Here is a 24754-nt window from a genome sequence, read left to right as displayed (position 1 = left end):
TAGGCAGGCTCAGTGCTTCTTGGCGGCGTCGTCCTTGCCGAACCACGCATCGGTGGCGCTGCGCTGCCAGGCCGACAGCTGCTTCTCGGCGTCTTCCTTGGCCAGGCCGTAGCGTTCCTGGATCATGCCGGCGAGCTGATCGCGCCGGCCGGCGACGATGTCGAGGTCGTCGTCGGTCAGTTTGCCCCATTGCTCCTTGACGCGGCCGGTGGTCTGTTTCCAGTTGCCCTGTATGCGATCCCAGTTCATGGTGATTCCTTGCGTTCAATGATTACGGACGGATGGCGATTTCGTTCTTTACGTTCTTTACCCCGGCGATCTTCCAGGTGATGCCCTCGGCGGTGGTCTTTTCCTTCAGGCTCTTGGCGAAGCCCGAGAGCATGACGGTACCGTTGAGCGTCTCCACGCTGATGGCCGAGGCATCGACGTCCTTGTTGTCGATGAAGCGGCCCTTCACGGCGGTGGTGATGGCGGTGTCGTCCACATAGGCTCCGACGGTCTCCTGGCCGCGCGTGACGGCACAGCCGCTGGCGAACACGAGGACGAGGGCGCTGAGCGCGGTGGTGGTGAGGTGGCGGATGGTCATGGTGATGCTCCTGGATGGGTGAAGCCTCAATGTAGGAAGGCGCGGCGGCGCCGCCCATAGTCGGGCAGCACCTGCTCTTGTAGGACGACGCCGCATCTGTCGGCTCGGTGCGTCAACGCACCGACGCCAGCGCCGGGGCACCGCAGGCTGGCCGCGACATCCCAACCACGGAGTAGCCCCATGCGCACCCTTTCTGTCTCCGCTCTGAGCGGCTTGTTGATCCTCGCGCTGGCGGCCTGCGCCAGCACCCCACCGCCCGACGCCGCGATGGCGCTGGGCAAGGCCGCCATGGGCCAGGCCCAGAGCGCCGGCGGCAACGAATACGCGCCCGCCGAGATGCGCATGGCGCGCGACAAGCTGGAGCGCGCCCAGCTCGCCATCAACGACAAGCATTACGCCCAGGCACGCCTGTTGGCCGAGGAGGCGCAGGTCGATGCGCGGCTGGCGCAGAGCAAGTCGGAGTCGGGCAAGGCCGGCAAGGCCGCCACGGCCGTCAAGGAAGACGGCCGCGTGCTGCGCGAAGAACTCGAGCGCAAGACGCCGTGAACACCATCAACCCCCACAAGGAAACCATCATGAGCATGATCCGCAGCAATCCCCGCACCCTGATCGCCCTGGCGGCGAGCGCCGTCCTGATGGCGTGCAGCTCGATACCGGCCAGCAACCCGCAGCTCGAGACCGCGCGCGCCGACTACCGCCAGGCCCAGAACGACGCGCAGACGCGCGAGCTGGCGCCGGCCGAACTCAAGCAGGCGGGTGAGGCGCTGGAGCGTGCCGACCAGGCCTATGCGCGCCGCGACGAGGCCGGTAGCGTCAATCACCTCGCCTATGTGGCGGCGCAGCGCACGGCGATCGCGCAGGAAAGCGCGCGCCAGCGCGCCGCCGAGCGCGCGGTGGCGCAGTCGCAGGTGGAGCGCGACCGCATGCGACTGGCCGCCCGTACCAGCGAGGCAGATGCCGCCAAGCTCAGCGCCGCCGCGGCGCAGCAGCAGACCCTGGCCGCGCAGCGCCAGACCTCGATGGCGGTGGCCGATGCCGAGGCCGCGCGGCGCGCCGCCGACGATGCCCAGGTGCGCACCTACCAGCTCGAAACCGAGCTGCGCGCGCTCAATGCCAAGCAGACCGAGCGCGGCCTGGTGATCACCATCGGCGATGTGCTGTTCGACAACAACCAGGCCCGCCTCAAGCCCGGCGGCCTGCGCAATCTGGAGCAGCTCGCCGCCTTCATGAAGCAGTACCCGCAGCGTCGCCTGCTGGTGGAGGGCCATACCGACAGCGTGGGCAGCGACAGCAGCAACGAGGGCTTGTCGCAGCGGCGTGCCGAGGCGGTGCGCGACGCCATCGTCGGCCAGGGCGTGGCGGCCGATCGCCTCAACGTGCGTGGCCTGGGCGAGACCCGCCCGGTGGCCGGCAATGACAACGCCGCCGGGCGCCAGCTGAACCGGCGCGTGGAGATCCTGCTGTCGGATGTGAACGGCGTGATCGCATCACGCTAGCAGGGGGACGACAAAGCTGGCATCCAAAGCCAGTTCGTTCCAGTTCACGCACTGACCCGGCAGCAAGACTTGGGCCGCCGCTCCATCCCCCAGGATGGCGGCGGCCTGTTTTTGCGCCAGGGCCGGCGGCACGCGCAGCAGCAGGAAGCGCAGCACGCGCGCGCCGCGCCGCAGCGTCAGTCGAGCCTCGGGCCAATGCGAGGGCAGGCAGGGGCGCAGGCTGAGGCGGTTCGCCTCCAGCTGCAGGCCGAACAGCGACTCGATCGCGGCGCGCTGCAGCCAGGCGGCCGAGCCGGTGTACCAGCTCCAGCCGCCGCGCCCCAGATAGGGCGGCTGGCTGTAGACATCACCGGCCATCACATAGGGCTCGATGCCGTAGGCCGGCCCGCGCAGGGCATCGGCGGCGCGGTGGGCCGGGCTCAGATAGGTGAAATAGCGGTAGGCCAGATCGCCCGCCTCGGCGAGCTGGCTCTGCTGCGCGAGTTGCGCCTGCGCCATCAGCGCCCAGACACCGGCATGCGAGTACTGGCCGCCGTTCTCGCGCACGCCCGGCGGGTAGGCCTGGATGTAGCCGGCGCTGGGCTGGGCCTGGGCCAGGGGCGGATGCAGCAGGCGCAGCAGGCCCATCTCATGGTCCACCAGTTCGCGCTCCACGGCCGCCATCGCCAGGCGTTGCCGGGGCAGCGGCGCCGCGCCCGACAGCACGCTCCAGGCCTGCGCAATCAGGTCGATGCGCGCCTCGCTGTTGGCATGCGAGCCCAGTGGCGAGCCGTCATCGAAAAAAGCGCGCTTGAACCACAGGCCGTCCCAGGCCGGGCCCTGCAGCGCCGCCTGCCAGCCCTCGGCCGCCTGCTCCCAGCGCGCGGCGCGCTCGGGTTCGCCGCGCTGGCGCGCCAGCGGCGCGAAGCCGGCCACCAGCTGGCAGGCGAACCAGGCCAGCCAGACCGACTCGCCGCGCCCCTGGTCGCCGACCCGGTTCATGCCGTCGTTCCAGTCGCCCGCGCCCATCAGCGGCAGGCCATGGGCGCCGACGCGCAGGCTGTGGTCGATGCAGCGCGCCGCATGCTCGTAGACACTCGCGCTCCATACACTGGTGGCCGGGGTGTCGTAGGCATCCGCGGCGCCGGGCGCAATCGGCGCGCCGTCCAGGAAGGGCTGGGTTTCGTCCAGCAGGGTCTGGTCGTCGCTGGCGCGCAGATAGTGCAAGAGGGCCTGCGGCAGCCACAGCAGATCGTCGCTGCAATGGGTGCGCACGCCGGCGCCGCCGGGCGCGTGCCACCAATGCTGCACGTCGCCCTCGGGGAACTGGCGCGAGGCGGCCAGCAGGATCTGGGCGCGCAGCCGGGCCGGCGCGGCCCAGGCCAGCGCCATCGCGTCCTGCAGATGGTCGCGGAAACCGGTGGCGCCGCCGGCCTGGTAGAGCCCGGCCTTGGCCCAGATGCGGCAGGCCAGGGTCTGGTAGAGCAGCCAGCGGTTCACCATCGCGTCGAACAGGGGGTCAGGTGTTGCCACCGTGGTGGCGCCCAGCAGCTCGTCCCATTGCGCATGCGCCAGGGCCTCGCGGCCGGCGGCGTCCTGCAGCGCGGCGCCGGCGGCGAGCTGGCGCGCCGCCGCGGGGCTGGACGCATAGCCGAGCAGGAACACGCGCTGCTCGCTCGCGCCCGGCGCGATCGCCAGCTCGCAGGCCAGCGCCGCGCAGGGGTCGAGGCCGCTGCCGCTCAGGCGGCCCAGCGCATGCGGCAGCACCAGGGCGCCGCCGGCGTCGAAGAACTCACGGCGGTCGCAGCTCCAATCGCTCGGCGCGGCGGGGCCGGCCAGCGCGAGGAAGGCGGTGCCGCCGCCGAAGCCCGCGGACTGCTCGCGCTGGGTGGCGAACAGGACCCCGCCCTGGCGCTCGGTGTGCACGCTGGCGCGGTCGCTGCGGCTGGCGCCCAGCAGCCACTCGGCCAGCGCCAGCATGCGCAGATGGCGCGTGCGTGGCCCGGCGTTGTGCAGCTGCAGGCGCAGCTGCTTGACGGCCGCCTGCGGGTCCACGCACCAAGTGAGGCTGATGCTCAGCTCGCCGCGCCGGTGGCTGATGAGGGTGCTGCCCTGCGCATGGCTGACCTGGTAGCGCAGCGCGGCATCGCCACCGGCGCCGGCGCTGGCGCTCCAGACCTCGCGGCTGCGCAGGTCCTGCAGCAGCAGATGCTCGCCGGCCGGGTCGGCCAGCGGGTCGTTGGCCCAGGCGGTGAGCTGGTTCATGCGGCTGTTGGTGGCCCAGCTGTAGCCGCCGCCGGCCTCCGAGACATGGCAGCCGAAGTCCGCATTGGCTAGCACATTGATCCAGGGCCGCTGTGGCCGCTCGGCGGCGCCGGCCGTGAAACTGAAGCGGGCGCTGCCGTCGCTGGCGAACTCGCCCTGCGAGATGGCGGGCTGGGGTGGCGGTGCGGTGCGCGGCAGCGCGCTGGCCGGCACTTCCTGGCGCAGCGCCAGGGCCTGCTCGTGCAGGGCGGCCCAGTCGGCCACATGCTGGCGCAGCGGCCGGCCATCGGCCTGCAGGTGCAGGCGTGCCAGGGCCTGCAGGGTGGCCAGCTCCTCGGCCGAGACCTCCTCGGCGCGCAGCAGGTGGAACTGGGTCACCGCACCCTCCGGCAGGGCCAGGCCATCGGCGAGGTGGCGCTCGCGCAGCAAGGCCAGCTCGCGCTGCAGGGCCATCTGGTAGGAGGCCGGCTCCTGGTTGAGCACCACCAGCTCGCAGGCCAGGCCGCCCCATTCCCACAGCCGCAGCGCCTGCGCCAGCGCGCGCAGCAGACCCAGGCCCTGGCTGGCGGCGATGCTCACCAGCAGCAGCGGTCGGTCGCCCGAGATGCCGTAGCGCCACAGCAGGCGCTTGTCGCTGCCCGCCCAGGCCTTGCCGGTGGCGCCTGCGTCGGGGCGCGTCAGGGTGTAGTGCAGGGCGGTGCTGAGCAGCTGGGTGGCGGCATGGTTGTCGGGGCTGATGCGCAGCGCGCGCAGGCGGATGCTGGCGAGCGTGGCCGACATCAGCGAGGCGCGTTCCACATGGCTGGCCTGGCGGTATTTGTCGATCACCGCGTGCAGCACCGCCGGCTGGTCGGCAGCGGCGGTGGCGAAGGTCAGCAAGGCCTTGCCATGGGCCGGGATGCGCAGCGTCAGCGCCAGCGCGCAGACCGGGTCCAGCCCGGTGTCGAGTGCCTGCGCCAGGCCGTCCGCGGCCATCGCCACCGTTTGCAGCTTTGCCAGCGGCTGGCTAACCAGGCGGTTGCGGCCCAGCCACTGCGCGCGGTCGGTCTGCACCGCCAGGGCGCGGATGTCGGCCTCGCCGGCCACCAGGAAATGCGCCGCCAGCAGCGCCGGCTCGCTGGCCAGGCGCGGCTTGCGCTCGAACCACAGGGCCTGCTGGGCCGGCTGCCATTCGGCACGCAGGAACAGATTGGCGAAGGCCGGATGCGCCTCGTCGGCGCGCGGCTCGGAGAGCGTGGGCTCGAAGGCCGAGATCAGCTCCAGCTCGATCGCCGCAGCGCCCAGATTGCGTAGCTCGACCGAGCGGAACTCGATGTCGTCCTCGGGGCTGACCCAGACCGTCGTCTGCGCCTGCAGCTCGGGCCAGCTGGCGTGCAGGCAGACGCGGTCGGCGTGGAACACCGCGCGGTAGCTGGCGGCGGCGTCGGGCGCCGGATGCTGGCTCAGCGAGACCGGCGTGGCCTCCGGGCTGCGGCGCAGGAAGAAGAAGCTGCCGTAGGCGTCGCGCAGCGCGTCGTCGCGCCAGCGCGTCAGGCCCAGGCGGCCCCAGCGGCTGGCGCCCGCGCCGTTGGCGCGCAGGCTCAGCGCATAGCGGCCGTTGGAAAGCAGCTGGGTGGCCGGCAGGCCGGTGTCGCCGGGCAGCAGCTCGCGCAGCAGGCCGGGCGGGCGGCGCTGCAGCAGCTGCGGCGGCAGCGGCAGCACCGGCGTGCTGAGGGTGGAGATCTCGCGCGGCGCGCGCTCGTGCAGCAGCGAGGCCACCGCCGCCACATGGGCATTGGCCATGCCCCAGCGCTGCGGCGCGCCCTGCAGCAGCACATTGGCCAGCGCCACGATGCTCATGCCCTGGTGGTGCGACATGAAGGTGGCCACCGGTGCATAGGGCAGCTCGGGGCTGCCCTCCAGCGCCTCGGTGAGCCGGGCGGGCGAGAAGTCCAGCGCCTCGATGAAGCCGTAGCGCTCGCGCGCGCGCAGCGCCTGCAGGGCGCGCAGATTGCGCGTCGCGCCATGCGGTGCGAGCTGCGCGGCCAGCGCCGTCGCATAGGGGGCCACCACCAGCTCGTCGGCCGGGGTGCGGCGCAGCGCCAGGCGCGGCACGCCCTGCGGCGCGTACTGGTAGGCCAGGCTGTGGTCGCGCCCGGCGAAGGCCGATTCCGAGATGCCCCAGGGCAGGCCCGGCTGCTGCTGTTCGGCCGCATAGGCGATCTGCTCGTGCAGGGCGGCGCAGCAGGCCTCGCGCAGCACGCTGCCGGGCGGCTCGGCCAGGATCAGGCTGGGCATCAGGTACTCGAACATCGAGCCCGACCAGGAGCGCAGCGCCGCATGCCGGCCCACCGCGTAGAAGGGCCGGCCCAGCGCCGCCCAATGCTGCACCGGCACATCGCCCTTGGCGATCGCCAGCAGGCTGGTGAGGCGTGATTCCGAGGCCAGCAGATCGTAGAAGCCGGCGTCCAGCTGCTGCTCGGCGACGCGGTAGCCGATGTGGAAGAGATGGCGCTTGCGGTGGTAGAGAAAGCCGAACTCGGGCTCCCAGGCCAGGCGCTCGCAGGCCTCGGCCAGCGCCCGCAGCTGCGTGCTGAGGGTGGCGGCGTTGGCCTGGCGGTCCAGCGCCGCCGAGCGCAGGGTGGCCTCGTAGTCGGCGCTCAGCCAGTCGAGCTCGGCGCAGCCGCCGTCACCACCGGCGGCACTGGTGATGCGCTGCTGCAGCTCGGCCAGGCTGGCCTGCATGGCGGCGTCGTCGAGCGGCGCGGCGGCCAGCTCCAGGCAGGCCTGGGCCAGCGCCAGCAGATGGCCGCTGAGGTTGCCGCTGTCGACGCTGGAGACATAGATGGGCAGCAACGGTGCGCCGCTCTGGGTGTCGTACCAGTTGTAGAAGTGGCCGCGGTGGCGCGCGAGGGTGGCCAGGGTGGCGAGCGTGGCCTGCAGGCGCTGCACCAGCTCGGCGCTGCCGATCCAGCCGAACTCGCGCGCGCAGGCGCAGCTCAGCAGGTAGAGGCCGATATTGGTGGGCGAGGTGCGGTGCGCCAGCATCTCGGCGGGCAGGGTCTGCAGATTGTCGGGCGGCAGCTGGCGGTCGTCGGGGCCGATGCAGCGCTCGAACAGGCGCCAGGTGTCGCGCGCAATGCCGCGCAGATAGAGCTGGTCGGCCGCGGGCAGCGCCGCGTCGGCGCGCGGTGCGCGTGGCCGGCTGGCCCACCACACCGCCAGCGGCGCGCTGGCCCACAGCAGGGCCAGGGCACAGGCCAGCGCCGGCGCGGCCGTGCCCCACAGCAGCAGGCCGGCCAGCAGCACGCCGGCCAGCAGGGGCTCGGCGCGGTGCTGGCGCAGCAGCGCGGGCAGGCGCGTCTGCGCGGCCGCCTGGGCCGCGGCGGCGGTGGTCCATTGCAGCAGATGGCGGTGGCTCACGCCCATGCGGTAGAGCGCACGCACGATCGCGTCCAGCGCCAGCAGGGCCTGGGCCAGCAGCTGCTGCAGCTGCCAGAGCCCGCCGCACAGGGCGCGGCCCAGATCGGCCAGGGCCTGACGGTAGAAGTGCGCGCGTGCCAGGTCCTCGCGGTGCGAGTGCAGCGCCGCCAGCGCACCCAGCAGCGGGCCCGCCATGTAGGCGGCCAGCACCAGGGCCAGCGCCGCCGGCGCGGCCAGCCAGCCACTGGCCAGGCTCAGCAGCAGCAGCGCCAGCGCGGCCGGCGCCACCAGCGAGCGGCGCAGGTTGTCCAGCATCTTCCAGCGGTTCAGCGCGCGGATGGGGTAGCGCCAGGGGTTCAGCAGGAAGGGCAGCAGCTGCCAGTCGCCGCGCGTCCAGCGGTGCACGCGCGCCGCCGCCACGTCGGCGTGGAAGGGGGCGTCCTCGATCACGTTGATGTCGCTGAGGGTGGCGCAGCGCACCAGGGCGCCCTCCAGCAGGTCGTGGCTGAGCACGCGCGCCACCGGCAGCGAGCCGGCCAGCACCGCGTGCAGGGCCTGCACGTGCAGCAGGCCCTTGCCGGCGAAGCTGCCCTCGGCGAACAGGTCCTGGTAGACCTCGGAGCTGGCGGCGCTGTAGGGGTCGATGCCGCACTGGCCGGCGAACAGCCAGTGGTAGGGGGTCAGGTCTTGCAGGTCCGGCAGGGGCGACGCCACCTGGGGCTGCAGGATGCCGTAGCCGCCCACCAGGCGGCGCCCGCTCGCGTCCAGGCGCGGCTGGTTGTGCGGATGCGCGGCCACGCCCACCAGCTCGCGCAGGCGGCCGGGCGGCAGCTCGGTGTCGCTGTCCAGCGTGACGATGTAGCGCGTGTCGGCGGCGATCACGGCCTCGGCGCCCAGGTCGAGGAAGGCGGCTTGCTGGCCCTCGGCCAGCGCCGCCACCAGCTGCTCCAGCTTGCCGCGCTTGCGCTCCCAGCCGATCCAGCGCTGCTCGCTGGCGCTGTAGCTGCGCTCGCGGTGCAGCAGCAGGAAGCGCGCTGCCTGGCCGGGCGCGGCGGGGTAGCGGCTGTTGAGGGCCTGGATCTGGCCGCGCGCATCGTTCAGCAGGCCGGCGTCGGCGGCGGCGCTGGCGGCATCGGCATCGGCCCAGTCGCTCAGCAGGCCGAACTGGGCCTGGGCCTCGGGGTTGGCGAGCTGGTGCAGCTCGAGCCGGCGCGTCAGCGCGCACACCGCGGCGGGGCTCGTGAGCAGGCAGGGGATCACCACCATCACGCGATGCGCGGCCGGGATGCCGCCACCCAGCGCCAGGCGCGGCAGCTGGCGCGGGCGCGTCGATTCGCTGATGAGCCGGTGCAGCAGTGCGATCACCGCCTCGGAGGCCGGGAACAGCATCAGCGCGCCGGTGAGCAGCAGCGGCAGCGCGCCGGTGACGGCACCGGCCTGGGCCAGCAGCCAGGCCACCAGGGCCAGGCTCAGCAGCGCCAGGCCGCTCAGGTAGAGCGGCAGGGCCAGGCGGCGCAGCAGCGCGCGCGCGGCAAGGCGCAGCGGCTCGGCCAGGCCCAGCGAGCGCAGCAGGCGCGGCCGGCCGGGGCCGCGCAGCCAGAAGCCCGGGTAGGCGGCGCGCGCGGCTTCGGGCTGCCGGCCGGCCTCGCCCATCAGGACCAGCAGGGCCTCGGCCACCGCCAGCTCGCTGCGCCGGCTGCGCCGCGCCAGGCCTTCGATGGCATGCAGGCTGAGCTCGCGGCTGGCCGCATGCTCGGCGGCAAAGCCGGGCGCGCTGAGCAGGCGCTGCATCAGCAGGCTGCTGCCGTCCACCAGCTCGCCCCAGTCGGCATCGCCGATGGCGCGCAGCGAGCTCACGGCATTGCTGACGCTGAGGTTGTCGGCGGCCTGGTCGGCGTCCTGCTGGGCCAGCAGGGTGGCGAGATCGGGCAGGGCCAGGCGCAGCCAGGCCTGGATCGGGCTGCTGGGGTTGTCGGCATCGTGCGGCTGCTTGAGCAGGCGCTGCGCCAGCTGCACCAGGAACACGCGGTCGACCCCGCGCAGCCCCAGCTGGCGCAGCAGCGCATCGAATTCGCGCGGGCTGCCGCTGTCGAGCTGGTCGCAGCACAGGTTTGCCAGCTCGCGCGCGGCCTTGTGGCAGGCCACGCGCTCGGCCAGGCGGCGCAGGTTCTCGATCAGCACCACGCGCAAGGTGGTGGGCAGGGCCCAGATCTCACCCAGCCTGAGCTCGCAGCTCTGCTGGTAGGCGGCCAGGTAGTGGCGCAGCAGCTCTTCGTCGAAACCGCCGTCGGTATGCGCGACGAAGGCCCAGGCCAGGCCGTAGATGCGCGGCAGCCCTGCCAGCGGCTCGTCGGGCAGCAGGGGCAGGGTGCGGAAGTAGCTGCGCGGCAGGCCCTCGTGCACCTCCTTGAGCTGGGCATCGATGAGGTGGAAGTTGTCCAGCAGCCATTCGGCCGCCGGGCTGAGGTCCACGCCCATCTCGGCCTGGGTGCCGATATAGCGCTGTGCCTCGCGCAGCATCGCGATGTTGTCGCGCAGGCGTGGCGAGAAGCCGGCCTGCCAACGCCGGGCCACGCTGGCGCTGCGGTGCGTGAGGCCCAGGCTCAGCCCATGCTGGGCAAAGCGCTGCGGCCCGAAGATCTCGGAGCGTATCGGCGGCTGCAGCGGCCCGCGCGCCGGGTCCAGCAGGGCCAGCAGGGCCGGCCCGGCCTCCGGCACATGGCGCGCGAGCTCGGCCGCCCTCACTGCGCCAGCCTCACCGCAGCGCCAGCAGCGCGAGTCCGATCAGCACCACCACGGCCAGCAGGCTGCTGACCAGCCGTGCCGCCAGAAAGCCATGCATCAGATCGGCCCGGCAACGCAGGCCGAACCAGCGGCCGCGCTGCGCATGGCAGGCGTGCAGGTGCGCACCGAGTGCGTCAAGCTCGGCGGGGCTGGTGTCGACGCAGGCGCCGAAGGAAGAGGTGCTCCAGCGCGCGGCTGGATGCCCGGATGTCATCGTCATGAAGGCCTCCCGCCGTCATTGGGTCCTGCCTGGGGGGACGCGATCAGCGGGTACCGACCACTTCGATGTCGACGCGGCGGTCCGGCTGCAGACAGGCGATCAGGGCGGCCGTCTGCTTGCTGCCCTTGCAGTCCTCAGGCTTGGTGAGCGGCTGCGATTCGCTCCTGCCCACCGCGGCGATCTTGCTGGCCTCGAGCTTGCCGCTGTCGACCAGATAGCGCTTTACCGCCTCGGCGCGCTGCTCGGAGAGATGCTGGTTGTAGGCCTCGCTGCCGAGGCGGTCGGTGTGGCCCTCGACATTGATGACCTGGTAGCTGCTGCCGGCCAGCTCGCGGCTGAAGTTGTCAAGCGCCGCCTGGCCCTCGGGGCGCACCGTCGAGCGGTCGAAGCCGAACAGCGATTCGGCCGAGAAACTCACTCGCCTGACCGGCGGCGGGGCGGGCGGCATCACCATCGGCGCCATCACCACCGGTGCGGGTGCCAGCACCGGCGCCGGCGCGGGTGCCTGCGCCACATAGACGGGCTGCGGCGCGGCGGCGCGCGGTGCGCTGTAGTTGCTGCTGCGGCCGAGCGGGAACACCAGGCTCACCGAGACCAGGTCCACATTGCCGTGGCCGCCGGTGGTGTCGTTCATGCGGTAGCGCTCCACCTCGCCGCGCACCAGCAGGCTGGGCGAGAAGGCATATTGCAGGCCGGCGCCGTACTTGGCATTGCTGCCACGTGCGCGCTGCTCGTGGTTGATCGCCGCCGCGGCGCCGCTGCCGACGAAATCGGCCCGGTTGCGCGCATAGGTGCCGCCGATGCGGCCAAGCGCCGACAGGCTGTCGGTGATGGGCAGGGTGGCCACCAGGTCGAGGTTCACGCCCTGCATCTTGATGTGGGTGTCGAGGCTGCCGGCGGGCAGGGTGCTGGCCACCGAGCTGAACTCGCCGAGGCGGAAATAGCCCGCTTCCAGCGCCAGGTAGCGGTTGAACTGCCAGCCGCCGAACAGCTTGTAGCCGGTATCGCGGCGGTCGCGCTCCAGCGCGGTGATGCCGAAGCCGCTGCCCAGCACGCTGCCGGCCATGGCGGCGTCGTTCAGCTTGGCGCTGGATTGGCCGATGCCCAGGCCGAGATAGCTGCCCTGCTCCTGCGCGAGGGCGGGGCCGGCAGCGCACAGGGCGCCAAGGCTGGCAAGGGCGATGAGACGCAGGGAATGGTGGTTTTTCAATGAGGCTTTCGTGTTGGCGTGGTGGCCGCTGGTCTTGCATTTGCGGGGCAAGTTCCCTTGTAGGGCTTGCGGCCGCCGCGGTCTGTGCGCTGGCGTACCAGCGGGCCTGCGCGCAACCGCGCCTCAGCAGCTGCCGAAGGCACGATCCCAGAACGAGCTGCTGACGCCGTAGCGGCCAGCGTCGGCACTGCGGTGGTGCAGGGCATGCCAGTGGCGGCGCTGCAGCAGCCAGGGCGGCAGGCGTCCACCGTGGTGGCTGAGGTGGTGCACCACGCCATAGGCGATATAGGCGCCCAGCACGCCCAGCATCAGCGCTGCGGCGGCCGGCAGGCCCAGCAGGGCCCAGGCCGGCAGAAACACCAGGCCCGCGAACAGCGGTACGCTCAGCACCGTGGGCATGCCGATCAGCGCCCCCGGCTGCTGGTGGTGCGCCGCATGCCAGCGCTTGAAGGGCTGCATGCCGTGGAAGACGAAACGGTGCACGGCATATTCGATCAGGCTCCACAGCAGCACGCCGGCCGCGATGCAGGCCAGGCCCAGCAGGATCGGCGCCCAGCCGGCCCGCCAGGCCAGCCGCAGCAGCAGGCCGGCCAGCAGCGTGCAAGCCAGGCCGTAGAGGGCGAAATCCAGGCGGTAGGCGGTCTTGCTGAGGACGGGATAGAGCAGGGTCATGGGACACCCTAGGGTCGGTGGCGCTCTGCGTCTGTGCGCTATCGAACACATGAGGCGGCCCGGACTGCCTATAGTTCAGCTGGTGCTGCCAGCGCTGGCAGCGCCCAGCCATCTTTCGGAGCGCCCATGCCCAACCTCCCGCCCCACAGCCGCGGCAACCACTTGCTGGACTGCCTGCCCGAGCCCGAGTGGCAGCGCTGGCAGGGCCTGCTCGAAGCGGTGGACATGCCGCTGGGCCAGGTGTTGTATGAATCGGGCCGTACGCTCGCCCACGTCTACTTCCCCAGCACGGCCATCGTCTCCCTGCTCTATGTGATGGAGAACGGCGCCTCGGCCGAGATCGCCGTGGTCGGGCGCGAGGGCATCGTCGGCATCTCGCTCTTCATGGGCGGCGGCTCGACCCCCAGCCGTGCGGTGGTGCAGAGCGCCGGCAGCGGCTACCGGCTGCGCGCCTCGGCGATGAAGGAGGAGTTCGACCGTGCCGGCCCGGTGATGCATCTGTTCCTGCGCTACACCCAGGCCCTCATCACCCAGATGGCGCAGACGGCGGTGTGCAACCGCCACCACAGCCTGGACCAGCAGCTGTGCCGCTGGTTGCTGCTGAGCCTGGACCGCCTGAGCGGCAGCGAGCTGGTGATGACCCAGGAGTTGATCGCCAATATGCTGGGCGTGCGCCGCGAGGGCGTGACCGAGAGCGCGCTGAAGCTGCAGGCCGCTGGGCTGATCCGCTACGCGCGCGGCCATATCTCGGTGCTGGACCGCGCCGGCCTGGAGGCGCGCAGCTGCGAATGCTATGCGGTGGTGCGCAAGGAGTACGACCGCCTGCTGCCGGATCGGCTCGCTCTCTGAGAGCCACTGAGCGCCTCTGTGCGCTGGCAGACAGTCGACGCGCTGCGGCGGCCGCAGACTCGGGGCCTATTGGGAGAACGCCCGTGAGCCTGGCCGAGAACCTGCTGATCCAAGCCCTGCCGCGCCCGGAGCGCCAGCGTCTGCTGGCCGCCGGCGAGGCGGTGCCCCTGCACCTGTCGGAGGTGCTTTGCGAGTCGGGCGAGGCCACCCGATTCGTCTACTTCCCGCGCAGCGGCTTCATCTCGCTGGTGGCGCAGATCGACCAGCATGGCCTGGAGGTGGGCATGATAGGCCGCGAAGGCATGCTGGGCCTGCAGCTCACCCTGGGGGTGCAGCGCACGCCGCTGCGTGCCTTGGTGCAGGGGCCGGGTCTTGCCTGGCGCATGAGCGGCCCGGTGTTCCGGCGCGAGCTGGCGCTCAGCCCGGCGCTGCGCCTGAGCCTGCAGCATTACCTCTATGTGCGCATGGCGCAGTCGGCCAGCGCGGCCGGTTGCCTGCGCTTTCACCAGATCGGGCCGCGCCTGGCGCGCTGGCTGCTGATGAGCCAGGACCGCGCCGGCCTCGACAGCTTCCACGTCACGCATGAATTCCTCGCCTATATGCTGGGCGTGCGGCGCGTCGGCATCACGGTGGCGGCGGGCCTGCTGCAGGGCCAGGGCCTGATCCGCTACCACCGCGGCGAGATCCAGGTGCTGGATCGCGCTGGCCTGGAGGCCGCGGCCTGCAGCTGTTATGCCAGCGACTGCGCGGTGCATCGCGATTGCAGCTGAGCCGGGCCGGGAGCCGTGCCCGTGCGGGCCTATTTGGCTGGGGTGGGCGCGGAAGCCGCCGGCACCACCGTTACCAGCTCGCGGTAGATGCCACCGCCGAGGGCGCTGCCGCTGAGCTGGCCCTGGCCCTGCATGCGCGCAAGGCAGTCGAAGCGCTCGTCACCCTGCAGGACCTCGCAGCGCCGCAGGGCGTTGCGGCGCCAGCTTTCCTCGTCGCCCTCCAGCCCGCCGCGCCTGGCCTCGGCATAGGCGGCGCCGGCCTCGCGCAGGCAGGTGCTGCGGTCCTGGTTGGTCTGGCCGGCCAGGCAGGCCGTGCGCTCCTGCTGGTAGCGCGCCAGCGGCGTGCCGTCGGCTGCCAGGCTGGTGCCCGGGCTCAGGCCGGCCAGGCTGGCCGCCAGTAGACAGGCGCTGAATCGCAAGATGGCATGGTTCATGGTGACCTCACATTGGATGGGCCATGCTGTGCCCTGGCCGGCCTGCGCGTCTGTGCGCTGCAGTACAGTGGCTCGGGCCCGCTGCGGGCGATGATGCAGCGCGGCTTTACCTGCGCTTGACAGTGCGCAACACGCCCGTCAAGGCCGCTGCCGACACTGGGATCCGTGATGACCATGCCCGCTCGCTTCGCCCCGCTGCTGTTGACGCTATCGATGTCCCTGGCCGGCTGTGCGAGCGCGCCGCCGCAGCCGCCCATGCCGGCTACCGCGACCTCCGCCGATGTGCGCCTGACTGCCTGGTGGCAAGGCTTTGGCGACGCCCAGCTCGCAGCGCTGTTGCGCCAGGCCCTGCAGGCCAACACCGATGTGCGCCTGGCCCAGGCCAGCTTGCAGCAGGCGCGTGCCCTGCGCGACGTGGCGGCGGCCGGCCTGCTGCCCGGCCTGAGCGGCAGCGCCGCGGCGCAGCGCAGCGATAGCGGCAGCAGCAGCCCGGTCAACAGCTTCAAGCTGGGCCTGGACGCCAGCTGGGAGCCCGACCTGTTCGGCGGCCAGCGCAGCGCCGTGCAGGCCCAGCAGGCCACGGCCGAGGCCAGCGCGGCCAGCCTGGGCGATGTGCAGGTGGCGGTGGCGGCCGAAGTGGCGCTGGCCTATATCAGCCTGCGCGGCAACCAGGCTCGGCTGGCGATCGCCGAGGCCAATCTGGCCAGCCAGCTTGAGACCCTGCAGATCACCGAATGGCGGCTGCAGGCCGGGCTCACCACCTCGCTGGAGGCCGAGCAGGCGCGCGCCGCCACCGAGCAGACGCGCGCCCAGCTGCCGGCCCTGCAGACCGGCATCGCGCAGAGCCGCCATGCGCTGGCGCTGCTGAGCGGCCAGCCGCCCGCGGCGCTGGACGCCCAACTGGCCGCCAGCGCGCCGCTGCCCCAGCCGGGGCAAGACCTGGCCCTCAGCATCCCGGCCGAGACGCTGCGCCAGCGCCCCGATGTGCGCGCCGCCGAGCTGCGCGTGCAGGCGGCCGCCGCGCGCGTGGGCGAGGCCGAGGCGGCGCGGCTGCCGAGCTTGCGCATCGGCGGAAATGTGGGCCTCAGCGCGCTCAGCCTGGGCGCGCTGACGAATGGCGCCTCGCTGGCCTCGGCGCTGCTGGCCAGCGTGTCGCTGCCGCTGTTCGACGGCGGCGCGGCGCGCGCGCAGGTGCGCGCCCAGCAGGCCGCGTTGGCGCAGGCGCAGGCGGCCTACCAGGCCACCGTGCTGGGCGCGCTGCGCGATGTGGAGGATGCGCTGGTGGCGCTGCGCGGCGACCGCGAGCGCCTCGCGCGGCTGCAGGCCGCCTCGGCATCGGCCGCCAGGGCGGCGCTGCTGGCGCGCCAGCGCCATGGCAGCGGGCTGGTGGACTTCCAGACCGTGCTGGAGACCCAGCGCAACCAACTCAGCACCGAGGACGGCGTGGCCACGGCCATGGCCGCCGTCAGCGCCGACCATGTGCGCCTGTACAAGGCGCTGGGCGGTGGCTGGCAGCCTTCTTGATGGAATCATGAAACCGATGAGCGACGCAGCAACACCAGCAACAAAGCCCCCGCCCGATCTGTCCGCCGTGCTGGCGCAGGCCCGGCGGCCCTGGTACCGGCGCGGCTGGCCCTGGCTGCTGCTGGCGCTGCTGCTGCTGGCCGGCCTGGGCGCCTGGTGGTGGCAGAGCCGCCAGGCCAGCCAGGCCGCGCCGGTCTATGTGGCGCAGCCGGTCACGCGCGGCAAGCTCACGCTCAGCGTCACCGCCAACGGCACGCTGCAGCCCACCCGCGCGATCAATATCGGCAGCGAGCTCTCGGGCACCGTGCTGAAGGTGAACGTGGACGTGAACGACCGCGTGCGGCGTGGCCAGGTGCTGGTGGAGCTGGACACCGCCAAGCTGCAGGGTCAGGTGTTGCGCTCGCAGGCCTCGCTGGCGGCCGCCGAGGCGCGCGTGGCCCAGGCCCAGGCCACGCTGAAGGAAAGCCAGGCCGCGCTGGCGCGGCTGGAAGAGGTGGCGCGGCTGTCGGGGGGCAAGGTGCCGTCCAAGGCCGAGCTGGACAGCGGCCGTGCCAGCGCCGAGCGGGCGCAGGCCGATGTGGCGAGCGCGCGCGCCAATGTGCAGGATGCCAAGGCGGCGCTGGCCACCGACCAGATCAACCTCGCCAAGGCCTCGATCCGCGCCCCCGCCGACGGCGTGGTGCTGACGCGCAATGTCGACCCCGGCAATGCGGTGGCGGCCTCGCTGCAGGCGGTCACGCTGTTCAGCGTGGCCGAGGATCTGGCGCGCCTGCGTCTGCAGGTCTATGTGGACGAGGCCGACGTCGGCAAGGTGCAGGTCGGCCAGCGCGCCAGCTTCACCGTCAGCGCCTACGCGGGCCGCAAGTACCCGGCCACGCTGACGCGCGTGGCCTTTGGCTCCACCATCACCGAGAACGTCGTCACCTACCTGACCTATCTGGACGTGGACAACGCCGATCTCAGCCTGCGCCCCGGCATGACGGCCACCGCCACCATCACCGCGCTGCAGCGCGACGACGCCCTGCTGGTGCCGAACAGCGCGCTGCGCTTTGCACCCAGCGCCGCGCCGACGGCGGCGGCCGCTGCCTCCGGTGGCATCGTCTCCAGCCTGATCCCGCGCGGCCCGCCGCGCAGCGGCGCCAAGCGCTCGGCCGCCGAGGGCGCCAGCACCGCCGGCGCGCGCCAGGTCTGGGTGCTGCGCGAGGGCCAGGCGGTGATGGTGCCGGTGCAGGCCGGCATCAGCGATGGCCGCATGACCGAGATCCTCGGCGGCGAGCTGCAGCCCGGCATGCAGGTCATCACCGACCAGAAGGTGGCGCCGAAGTGACTGCGCCGCTGATCAGCCTGCGCGGCGTCACCAAGGTCTATGGCAGCGGCCAGGCCGAGCTGATGGCGCTCAAGGGCATCGACCTGGACATCCGGGCGGGCGAGTTCGTCGCCATCATGGGGCCCAGCGGTTCGGGCAAGTCCACCGCGATGAACATCCTGGGCTGCCTCGACACGCCCAGCGCCGGCCAGTACCTGTTCCAGGGCGCGCATGTGGAGGCGCTCACGCGCGACCAGCGCGCGCTGCTGCGGCGCCGCTTCCTGGGCTTTGTGTTCCAGGGCTTCAATCTGCTGCCGCGCACCTCGGCACAGGAAAACGTCGAGCTGCCGCTGCTCTACCGCGGCGAGGGCGCGGCGCGCCGGCGCGCGGCCGCGGCGCATGCGCTGCAGGCGGTGGGCCTGGGCGGCTGGGAGCATCACATGCCCTCCGAGCTCTCGGGCGGCCAGCAGCAGCGCGTGGCGATCGCGCGCGCCCTGGTCACCGAGCCGGCGGTGCTGCTGGCCGACGAGCCGACCGGCAATCTCGACACCCAGCGCAGCCGCGAGATCATGGCCCTGCTGCGCGAGCTCAACGAGGTGCATGGCATCACCGTGCTGATGATCACCCACGAGCCCGACATGGCGGCCTATGCGCGGCGCCTGGTGCGCTTCGTCGATGGGGCGATCGCGTCGGACGTTCCGAATACCGAACCAGCCCTGGCGGGAGCGGCCTGATGCTGCTCAACACCTTGATGCTGGCCCTGCGCTCGATCCGGCGCAATCTGCTGCGTTCCTTCCTCACCATCCTGGGCATCGTGATCGGCGTCAGCGCCGTCATCACCATGGTGACGCTGGGCAAGGGCGCGACGCAGGCGGTGCAGCAGCAGATCTCCAGCCTGGGCAGCAATCTGCTGATGGTGCGGCCGGGCCAGCGCCAGTTCGGCGGCGGCGGCAGCAGCGCGCCGGCTTTCAAGGAGGCCGACGCCGAGGCGATCGCGGCGCAGATCGGCGGCGTGGCGGCGGTGGCGCCGGAAGGGCGCGCCAGCGTCACCGTGGTGGCGAACGGCCGCAACTGGGCCAGCAGCGTCACCGGCAGCAGCAACGCCTGGTTCAGCACCGGCAACTGGAAGCTGGCCCAGGGCCGGCTGTTCGACGAGGCCGAGCAGCTGGCGGGCGGCGCGGTCTGCATCATCGGCGAGACGGTGCGGCGCGAGCTCTACGGCAGCACGCCGGCGCTGGGCGAGCAGCTGCGCATCAAGACCTTCTCCTGCACCGTGGTGGGCGTGCTGGCGTCCAAGGGCCAGGCGGCGATGGGCAACGACCAGGACGATGTGGTGGTGCTGCCGCTGCACACCCTGCAGCGCCGCGTCACCGGCAACCAGCGCGTCGCGACCCTGCTGGTGTCGATGCAGGACGGCAGCGACAGCGCGCGCCTGAAGGCCAGCCTGAGCCAGCTGCTGCGCGAGCGCCGCAAGCTGGCCGCCGGCGACGACGACAACTTCAATGTGCTGGACACCCAGCAGCTGGCTGAGACCATCAGCGGCACCACCCAGGTGATGACCACGCTGCTGGGCGCGGTGGCGGCGGTGAGCCTGCTGGTGGGCGGCATCGGCATCATGAACATCATGTTGGTGAGCGTGACCGAACGCACCCGCGAGATCGGCCTGCGGCTGGCGATCGGCGCGCTCGAGCGCGAGGTGCTGATGCAGTTCCTCATCGAGGCGGTGGCGCTGGCGGCGCTGGGCGGGCTGATCGGCATCGTGTTCGCCACGCTGGCCTCGATCGGCCTGGCCAGCCTGATGCACGTGCCCTACCTGTTCGACGCCCGCATCAACATCGTCGCCTTCCTGTTCTCGGCCGGCATCGGCGTGCTGTTCGGCTACTTCCCGGCGCGGCGCGCGGCGCAGCTCGATCCGATCGAGGCGCTGCGCCACGAGTAGGCGGGCGCCCTCAGTCGCCGAGCAGCTCGCCGATCGGCTTGAGGTGTTCGACGCGGTCGCATACCGCCTTCACCGTGGTGAGTATCGGCACGCCCAGCAGCAGGCCCCAGGGCCCCCACAGCCAACCGAAGGCCAGCACGCCGATGAAGATCGCCACCGCGTTCATGCGGCTGGCACGGCTGCTCAGCCAGGGCGTCAGCAGATTGCCCGAGAGGGTGTGCACCAGCAGGGCGGTGCCGCCCACCAGCAGCGGCAGTTCCAGATTGCCGAACTGCACGAAGGCGAAGAAGGCCGAGCCGGCGGTGAGCACGCTGGCGCCCAGGTAGGGAATGAAGTCCAGCACAAAGGCCGCCGCGCCCCATACCGCCGCATGCTCCAGGTGCAGCGCGCTGAAGGCAGCCCAGATCACCAGGCCCACCAGCACGCTGGTGCACAGCTGCACCAGCAGGTAGCGCTGGATCTGGTCGGTGATCTCGTCCAGTGCCTGCACGGTGATGCGCTTGGCCGCGAAGTCGGGGCCGGCGATCCTGACCAGCTTGCGCCGGAAGGTGTTGCCCGAGGCGAGCAGGAAGAAGGTGATGAAGATCACCACCAGCGCCTGGGCCAGCGCCGCCAGGGCGCCGAGGCTGCCGCTCCATACATAGTCCTTGAGGTCGAACTGCGGGCGCTCGATGCGCACGCGCGTCACGCCTCTGGTGGTCGCCGCCGGCGTGCTGCCCTCCTGCGCAGCCTGTTCAAGCTCGGTGGCGGCCTTCTGCACCTTCTGCAGCGCGCTTTCGCCCTGCGGGCCGCGCGCGCGCACCGCGTCGTGCACCTTCTGGGTGGCCGCGGGCAGCGACTCGATCAGCGCATAGGCGTCGTCGCTGAGCGCATAGACCGACCAGCCCAGGCCGCCGGTGATGCCGGCGATCAGCAGCGCCGCCCCCAGCACACGCGGCAGGTGCAGGCGCTCCAGCGCGTTCACCAGCGGGCTGAGCGCATAGCTGAAGGCCAGGCCCAGCAGCACCGGCACCAGCAGCTCCTTGGCCCAGTGCAGGGCATAGAGGCTGGCCAGCAGCGCCAGCAGGCCCAGCGAGAGGCTGCGCACGTCGACGCTGAGCGGGGTGGGCTTGAGTTCGGTGATGTCCATGGACCAGCTTACGCCGCGCCGCGCGCGCGTGCCGTGCCGGCAGGCGTGTTGCGGCGGGTGCCCACAGGCGATCGCGGCCTTGTCCGACAGCTGCGACGCCCGCAGCGGCTTCGGCTGGGTGAGAATGAGGCCAATGGCAGCGTCCCCCGACCCCTCGCCGCAGCGCGGCCGCCCGGCGCTCTGGGTGTTGCGCCACCCGGCCGCCTTCGCGCTGCGCACGCTCAAGGCCTTTCGCGCCAACCAGGGCCTGCTGCTGGCCGGCGCGGTGGCCTATTACGCGCTGCTGTCCATCGTGCCGCTGCTGATCCTGGCGGTGATCGTGCTCTCGCATGTGGTGGAGCAGGGCGAGTTGCTGGCCACCGTGGGCCGCTACCTGGAATGGCTGGTGCCCGGGCAATCGTCCGCCATGGTGGCCGAGCTGGCGCGCTTTCTGGCGCACCGCGATGTGCTCGGCTGGGTGTTGCTGGTCAGCATGCTGTTCTTCAGCTCGCTGGCCTTCACGGTGCTGGAGAACGCCATGTCGGTGATCTTCCACCACCGCCTGGTGCGGCGCCGCCGCCATGCGCTGATCTCGGCGCTGATCCCCTACGCCTATATCTGCAGCCTGGGCGCCGGCCTGCTGCTGGTGACCCTGGTGGCCGGCAGCCTGCAGGCGCTGGGCCAGCAGAGCGTCGAGCTGCTGGGGCGCAGCTGGTCGCTGGTGGGGGTGTCGGGCCTGCTGCTGTACCTGCTGGGCCTGGCCGGCGAGGTGCTGATGCTGGCCTCGATCTACCTCGTCATGCCGCTGGGCCGGCCCTCCTGGGGCGCCGCCCTGCTGGGGGCCTTGGTGGCGGCGCTGCTCTGGGAGCTGACCCGCCATGTGCTGGTCTGGTACTTCGGCACGCTCTCGCAGATCGGCACCGTGTACGGCTCGCTGACCACCGCGATCGCGGTGTTGCTGAGCCTGGAGCTGGGCGCCACCCTGCTGCTGCTGGGCGCGCAGGTGATCTCGGAGTACGAGCGCCTGGGCTGGGCACCGGGCGCGGCCCTGGGCGCCCGCAAGCGCCCGGCTACGATGCCGCCAAAGTCATGAAAGTCCTGCGCATGCGATTGGGGAACTGGGGCGGCGCCTTGTCGATGTTGCTGCTGCTGGTCGGCAGCGTCGCTGCGGCGCGTGCCGAGACCCTGACCTTGCTGGTGATGGAAACGCCCGGCCTGTTTGTCAGCCACCCGAAGACGCGCGTTGTCGAGGGGCGCGGGGTGCCGGTGTTCACGCGCCTGGGCGCGCTGGCCGGCGTGGACGTGCGCTTCGAACCGAGCGTGACGGCCCGGGCGATGCGGGATGCCGAGCAGCACCCCAACACCTGCATCGTCGGCCTGGCGCGCACGCCGGAGCGCGAGGCGCATTTCAAATGGGCCGGCCTGCTGGCGCGCTCGCGCCTGGTGCTGATGGCCCGGGCCACGGACTCGCGCCGCTGGGCGGACCTGCAGGCCTTGCGGGGCCTTCGCATCGGCGCGATCCGTCAGTCGGTGGTGGCCGGCCGCCTGCATGCCGCGGGTCTGCCGGTCGAGGAGGTGGCCAGCGATGCGATCAGTCTGCGCATGCTGATGGCCGAGCGCATCGACCTCTGGGCCACCAGCGATCTGACGCTGCGCTACGAGCTGGCCCGGCCCGACGCGCCACGCCTGCGCGAGGCGCTGGAGCTGGGTGTGCTGGAGTCCTTTCTGGCCTGCCACCCGCAGCTGGACGAGGCCTTGCTGGCACGACTGAATGCGGCCCTGGCTCAGCTGGTGCGTGAAGGCCAGTTCAGCACCGTCAAACCTTAACTGCCTTTGCGGGGCAACGGGCGCCATGAGGGGATCGTAAACACGCTCTCAGCGACAATCGGCCATGGCCACCTCCACGACATCCGCCGCCTCGCGCGACCCCCTGCACGGCATGACGCTGGAGCGCATCGTCACGGCGCTGGCCGATCACTATGGCTGGGCCGGGCTGGGCGAGCGCATTCCGGTGCGCTGCTTCACGCACGAGCCCAGCGTCGCCTCCAGCCTGAAGTTCCTGCGCAAGACCCCCTGGGCACGCGAGAAGGTGGAGGGGCTGTACCTCTTTATGCTGCGCGATATCCGGCGCAGCGAGCGCGACAACTAGCTCGCAAGCCGCTGGCTGGCCGCCTTGCAGGCCAGCGCGGCATGCCGTGCGCCCGGACCGTCGCCCACGTCGATCAGCGGCAGCAGCGCGGCCAGCGGGTTGATCAGGCCCAGCAGCAGCGCGCCCGCCAGCTTGCCCGCGATCGGTGCCTTGTCGGCGCTCAGCGCCGGCTCGCCCAGGCTGCCCTGCACGCGCAGCGGCGCACGCAGCGTCAGCGGGCTGAAGTCCTTGGGGCTGACCAGCACGCGCAGATCCAGCGCCTCCTGGCGCAGCGAGAGCGTGCCGTCCACCCAGACGGTGGAGTCGCGCGTGTCCAGCACCAGCACGCGCGGGCTCAGCACGCCGGCCTTGGCCTGCAGATCGGCCACCGCGCAGGGCAGGGGCAGGGCGTCGTCTCCCTTCAGCGCCACACCCAGGCCCTGGGCCAGGTCGAGACCGGCGGCTTCGATGGCGAGGTGCGATACCGTGCCCGCCAGCAACTCGCTGCGCACGCGCCCCTCCAGGCTGGCGAGGATCTCGGCGGTGGAGCGGCCCTGGCCCTGCAGCTGGGCCTGGCCGCGCAGCTGGCCGCTCACCCAGGGCGGCGCCTTGGTAAGACTGCGCTCCTGGCGTATCCAGCGTTCCAGCCGCACATCCTGCCAGGCCAGGTCGGTGCTCCACAGCGCCTGCTCGCCGCGCCCATCCAGCTGCAGCGCACCGCTCAACCGGCCCTGGGCGAGACGCGCATTCAGCGCATGCAGGCGCAGCATGCCGGACTGCAGGCTCAGCAGGGCCTGCAGCGGCCGCAGCGCATCCAGATAGCGGCTGCCCAGGTCAAGCTCGGCAATGTCCAGGCTGACCTCGGCATCCATGCGGCGCAGGGCCGCGAGGTCGAAGGGGCGCGCCGGCAGCACGCGGCCGGGGCGGCGCCGCGGCGCCACCAGCAGGGTGGGTGCGCTGGCGGGCGCATCGCTGGCGGCCACCGCGCTGGTGCTGCCCAGCGCCGGCCCTAGGTCGCTCAGCAGCACGCGCCGGCCGATCAACTGCCCCGTCAGCAGCGGCTGGCCGCGGCCGGCGTCGTAGTTGAAGACGCCGCGCAAGCGGCTCGCGCCGACCTGGAAGTCGTCGAGCACGACGCGCCAGGTCTGGCCCTGCTTGCGCATGCTGCCCTCGCTGCGGAAGGCGGCGGTGCTGGGCAGGGTCACGCCCAACGGGTCGCCCACCGCCGCCAGCGAGGGGCCGGCGAGGCGGAAGCGGCCGTCCAGTGCGCCGAGATGGCGCACATCGGTGGCCGTGCCCTCGAAGTCGAACCGGGTGCGGCCCACCGTGGCCTGCAACTGCAGCGGCACCGCCAGGGCGGCTTCACCGTCGTCCAGCCAGGGCAGCAGCGTGGCTGCGCTGAGCGTGAGCTGCAGGGGCAGCTCGCGGAACTGGCCGCTGGCCTCCAGCTTGAAGCTCGCCTCCGGGTGCGCCGGGTCCTGCTTCAGCGACCAATGTGCCTGCAGTTGCAGGCCGCCGAGTGCATCGTGGTACAGCACGCTGGCCTGGCTGATCTCCACCTCGCCGAGCTCGGGCAGCAGCACCGGCAAGGCCTGACTCTCGGGCGCCTGCATGCCGAACTGCCAGGAGGCGCGGCCGTCGGCCAGGCGCTCGATATGCGCGTCGAGCCGGCGCGCCTGCCAGCGCTGCACGCGCAGCGGCTGGCCGAGCCGGGCGCGCAGCAGGTCCAGATAGCCGAGCCGCACCCGGATGTCCTGCGCCAGCAGCAAATGTGGCGCGCCACTCCAGGCCGGCGCGGCCACGCGCATCTCGGCGCTGCGCAGCGACACCGCGCCGAGCAGGCCGAGTTCGAAGCCGCGGCGCTCCAGTGTGACGTGCTGGCCCAGCCGCTTGCTGAGCAGCTGCTCCAGCGGCGCCGCCAGCCAGGGCCAGCCCAGCGCCTCGCCCAGCGTCAGCCCGCCGAGCAGCAGCAGGCCCGCGGCCAGGGCCCAGCGGCCAGGGTGGCGGGTCGGCAGCCAGGCGGCCCTGGCGAGTCGCTCGAACCGGCCCGGGCCGGCCGGCATGGCAATCGCTAGACCGGCC

At 72.1% G+C, this 24754-nt stretch carries 20 protein-coding genes; 11 read left to right on the top strand and 9 right to left on the bottom strand.

The features are described from left to right. Positions 1-9 precede the first annotated feature (9 nt). Both PFX98_RS00340 and PFX98_RS00335 read right to left on the bottom strand, forming a co-directional pair. A complete protein-coding gene (locus PFX98_RS00340) occupies positions 10-249 on the bottom strand; it encodes a CsbD family protein (protein ID WP_285233175.1) in 240 nt (79 codons plus the stop codon). A gap of 22 nt (positions 250-271) precedes the next feature. After that, positions 272-586, bottom strand: coding sequence for a BON domain-containing protein (locus PFX98_RS00335; protein WP_285233174.1), 315 nt, complete (start codon positions 584-586; stop codon positions 272-274). Positions 587-766: 180 nt separating this feature from the next. On the opposite strand from PFX98_RS00335, the gene PFX98_RS00330 reads away from it, so the two are divergent. Continuing rightward, complete coding sequence (locus PFX98_RS00330; protein WP_285233173.1) at positions 767-1132, top strand: DUF4398 domain-containing protein; 366 nt, start codon at positions 767-769, stop codon at positions 1130-1132. Next, positions 1129-2082 (top strand): OmpA family protein, encoded by a 954-nt coding sequence (locus tag PFX98_RS00325; protein ID WP_285233172.1) that lies wholly within the window; start codon positions 1129-1131, stop codon positions 2080-2082. The genes PFX98_RS00330 and PFX98_RS00325 overlap by 4 nt, the downstream gene beginning before the upstream one ends. On the opposite strand, the gene PFX98_RS00320 is transcribed toward PFX98_RS00325, so the two are convergent. From PFX98_RS00320 to PFX98_RS00305, 4 genes are all read right to left on the bottom strand, one after another. Beyond that, positions 2074-10473, bottom strand: coding sequence for a glycoside hydrolase family 94 protein (locus tag PFX98_RS00320; protein WP_285233171.1), 8400 nt, complete (start codon positions 10471-10473; stop codon positions 2074-2076). The genes PFX98_RS00325 and PFX98_RS00320 overlap by 9 nt on opposite strands. Before the next feature lie 10 nt (positions 10474-10483). Further along, positions 10484-10732 carry a hypothetical protein gene (locus tag PFX98_RS00315; protein WP_285233170.1) on the bottom strand — a complete coding sequence of 83 codons (249 nt, stop codon included), beginning with the start codon at positions 10730-10732 and terminating at the stop codon, positions 10484-10486. Positions 10733-10775: 43 nt separating this feature from the next. Further along, entirely contained in the window at positions 10776-11942 is a 1167-nt protein-coding gene (locus PFX98_RS00310) for an OmpA family protein (RefSeq protein WP_285233169.1), read from the bottom strand. 123 nt (positions 11943-12065) lie between these two features. After that, the gene (locus tag PFX98_RS00305; protein WP_285233168.1) at positions 12066-12614 is read right to left on the bottom strand and encodes a sterol desaturase family protein; all 549 of its coding nucleotides are present in this window, start codon (positions 12612-12614) and stop codon (positions 12066-12068) included. Positions 12615-12740: 126 nt separating this feature from the next. Here PFX98_RS00305 and PFX98_RS00300 point away from each other — a divergent pair, with 126 nt between their 5' ends. Together PFX98_RS00300 and PFX98_RS00295 are read left to right on the top strand one after the other, a co-directional pair. After that, complete coding sequence (locus PFX98_RS00300) at positions 12741-13463, top strand: Crp/Fnr family transcriptional regulator (protein ID WP_285233167.1); 723 nt, start codon at positions 12741-12743, stop codon at positions 13461-13463. Between the two features lie 83 nt (positions 13464-13546). Then, entirely contained in the window at positions 13547-14233 is a 687-nt protein-coding gene (locus PFX98_RS00295) for a Crp/Fnr family transcriptional regulator (protein ID WP_285233166.1), read from the top strand. A 29-nt stretch (positions 14234-14262) separates the two neighbouring features. Here the strand turns inward: PFX98_RS00295 and PFX98_RS00290 are convergent, their stop codons facing one another. Further along, on the bottom strand, positions 14263-14667 hold the full coding sequence (locus PFX98_RS00290; protein WP_285233165.1) for a hypothetical protein: 405 nt from the start codon (positions 14665-14667) through the stop codon (positions 14263-14265). A gap of 168 nt (positions 14668-14835) precedes the next feature. Here PFX98_RS00290 and PFX98_RS00285 point away from each other — a divergent pair, with 168 nt between their 5' ends. From PFX98_RS00285 to PFX98_RS00270, 4 genes are read left to right on the top strand one after another with little or no spacing between them, the layout of a single operon-like run. Continuing rightward, the gene (locus PFX98_RS00285; protein WP_285233164.1) at positions 14836-16191 is read left to right on the top strand and encodes an efflux transporter outer membrane subunit; all 1356 of its coding nucleotides are present in this window, start codon (positions 14836-14838) and stop codon (positions 16189-16191) included. Between the two features lie 7 nt (positions 16192-16198). Then, on the top strand, positions 16199-17518 hold the full coding sequence (locus PFX98_RS00280) for an efflux RND transporter periplasmic adaptor subunit (protein ID WP_285233163.1): 1320 nt from the start codon (positions 16199-16201) through the stop codon (positions 17516-17518). Beyond that, positions 17515-18231 (top strand): ABC transporter ATP-binding protein, encoded by a 717-nt coding sequence (locus PFX98_RS00275; protein WP_285233162.1) that lies wholly within the window; start codon positions 17515-17517, stop codon positions 18229-18231. Before PFX98_RS00280 ends, PFX98_RS00275 begins: the two co-directional genes overlap by 4 nt. Then, complete coding sequence (locus PFX98_RS00270) at positions 18231-19436, top strand: ABC transporter permease (RefSeq protein WP_285233161.1); 1206 nt, start codon at positions 18231-18233, stop codon at positions 19434-19436. Before PFX98_RS00275 ends, PFX98_RS00270 begins: the two co-directional genes overlap by 1 nt. 10 nt (positions 19437-19446) lie before the next feature. Here PFX98_RS00270 and PFX98_RS00265 read toward each other — a convergent pair whose 3' ends face one another. Then, positions 19447-20565 (bottom strand): AI-2E family transporter, encoded by a 1119-nt coding sequence (locus PFX98_RS00265; protein WP_285233160.1) that lies wholly within the window; start codon positions 20563-20565, stop codon positions 19447-19449. A 133-nt stretch (positions 20566-20698) separates the two neighbouring features. On the opposite strand from PFX98_RS00265, the gene PFX98_RS00260 reads away from it, so the two are divergent. From PFX98_RS00260 to PFX98_RS00250, 3 genes are all read left to right on the top strand, one after another. After that, positions 20699-21637: a YihY/virulence factor BrkB family protein gene (locus tag PFX98_RS00260; protein WP_285233159.1), complete on the top strand. Its 939-nt coding sequence runs from the start codon at positions 20699-20701 to the stop codon at positions 21635-21637. Between the two features lie 11 nt (positions 21638-21648). After that, complete coding sequence (locus tag PFX98_RS00255) at positions 21649-22371, top strand: substrate-binding periplasmic protein (protein ID WP_285233158.1); 723 nt, start codon at positions 21649-21651, stop codon at positions 22369-22371. Between the two features lie 64 nt (positions 22372-22435). Further along, a complete protein-coding gene (locus tag PFX98_RS00250) occupies positions 22436-22693 on the top strand; it encodes a VF530 family protein (protein ID WP_285233157.1) in 258 nt (85 codons plus the stop codon). On the opposite strand, the gene PFX98_RS00245 is transcribed toward PFX98_RS00250, so the two are convergent. After that, on the bottom strand, positions 22690-24735 hold the full coding sequence (locus PFX98_RS00245; RefSeq protein ID WP_285233156.1) for an AsmA family protein: 2046 nt from the start codon (positions 24733-24735) through the stop codon (positions 22690-22692). The genes PFX98_RS00250 and PFX98_RS00245 overlap by 4 nt on opposite strands. Positions 24736-24754: the final 19 nt, after the last annotated feature.

The sequence above is a fragment of the Paucibacter sediminis genome (genome assembly GCF_030254645.1).
GTDB classification, from domain to species: Bacteria; Pseudomonadota; Gammaproteobacteria; order Burkholderiales; family Burkholderiaceae_C; genus Paucibacter_B; species Paucibacter_B sediminis.
This window is presented reverse-complemented; position numbering and strand designations above follow the sequence as displayed.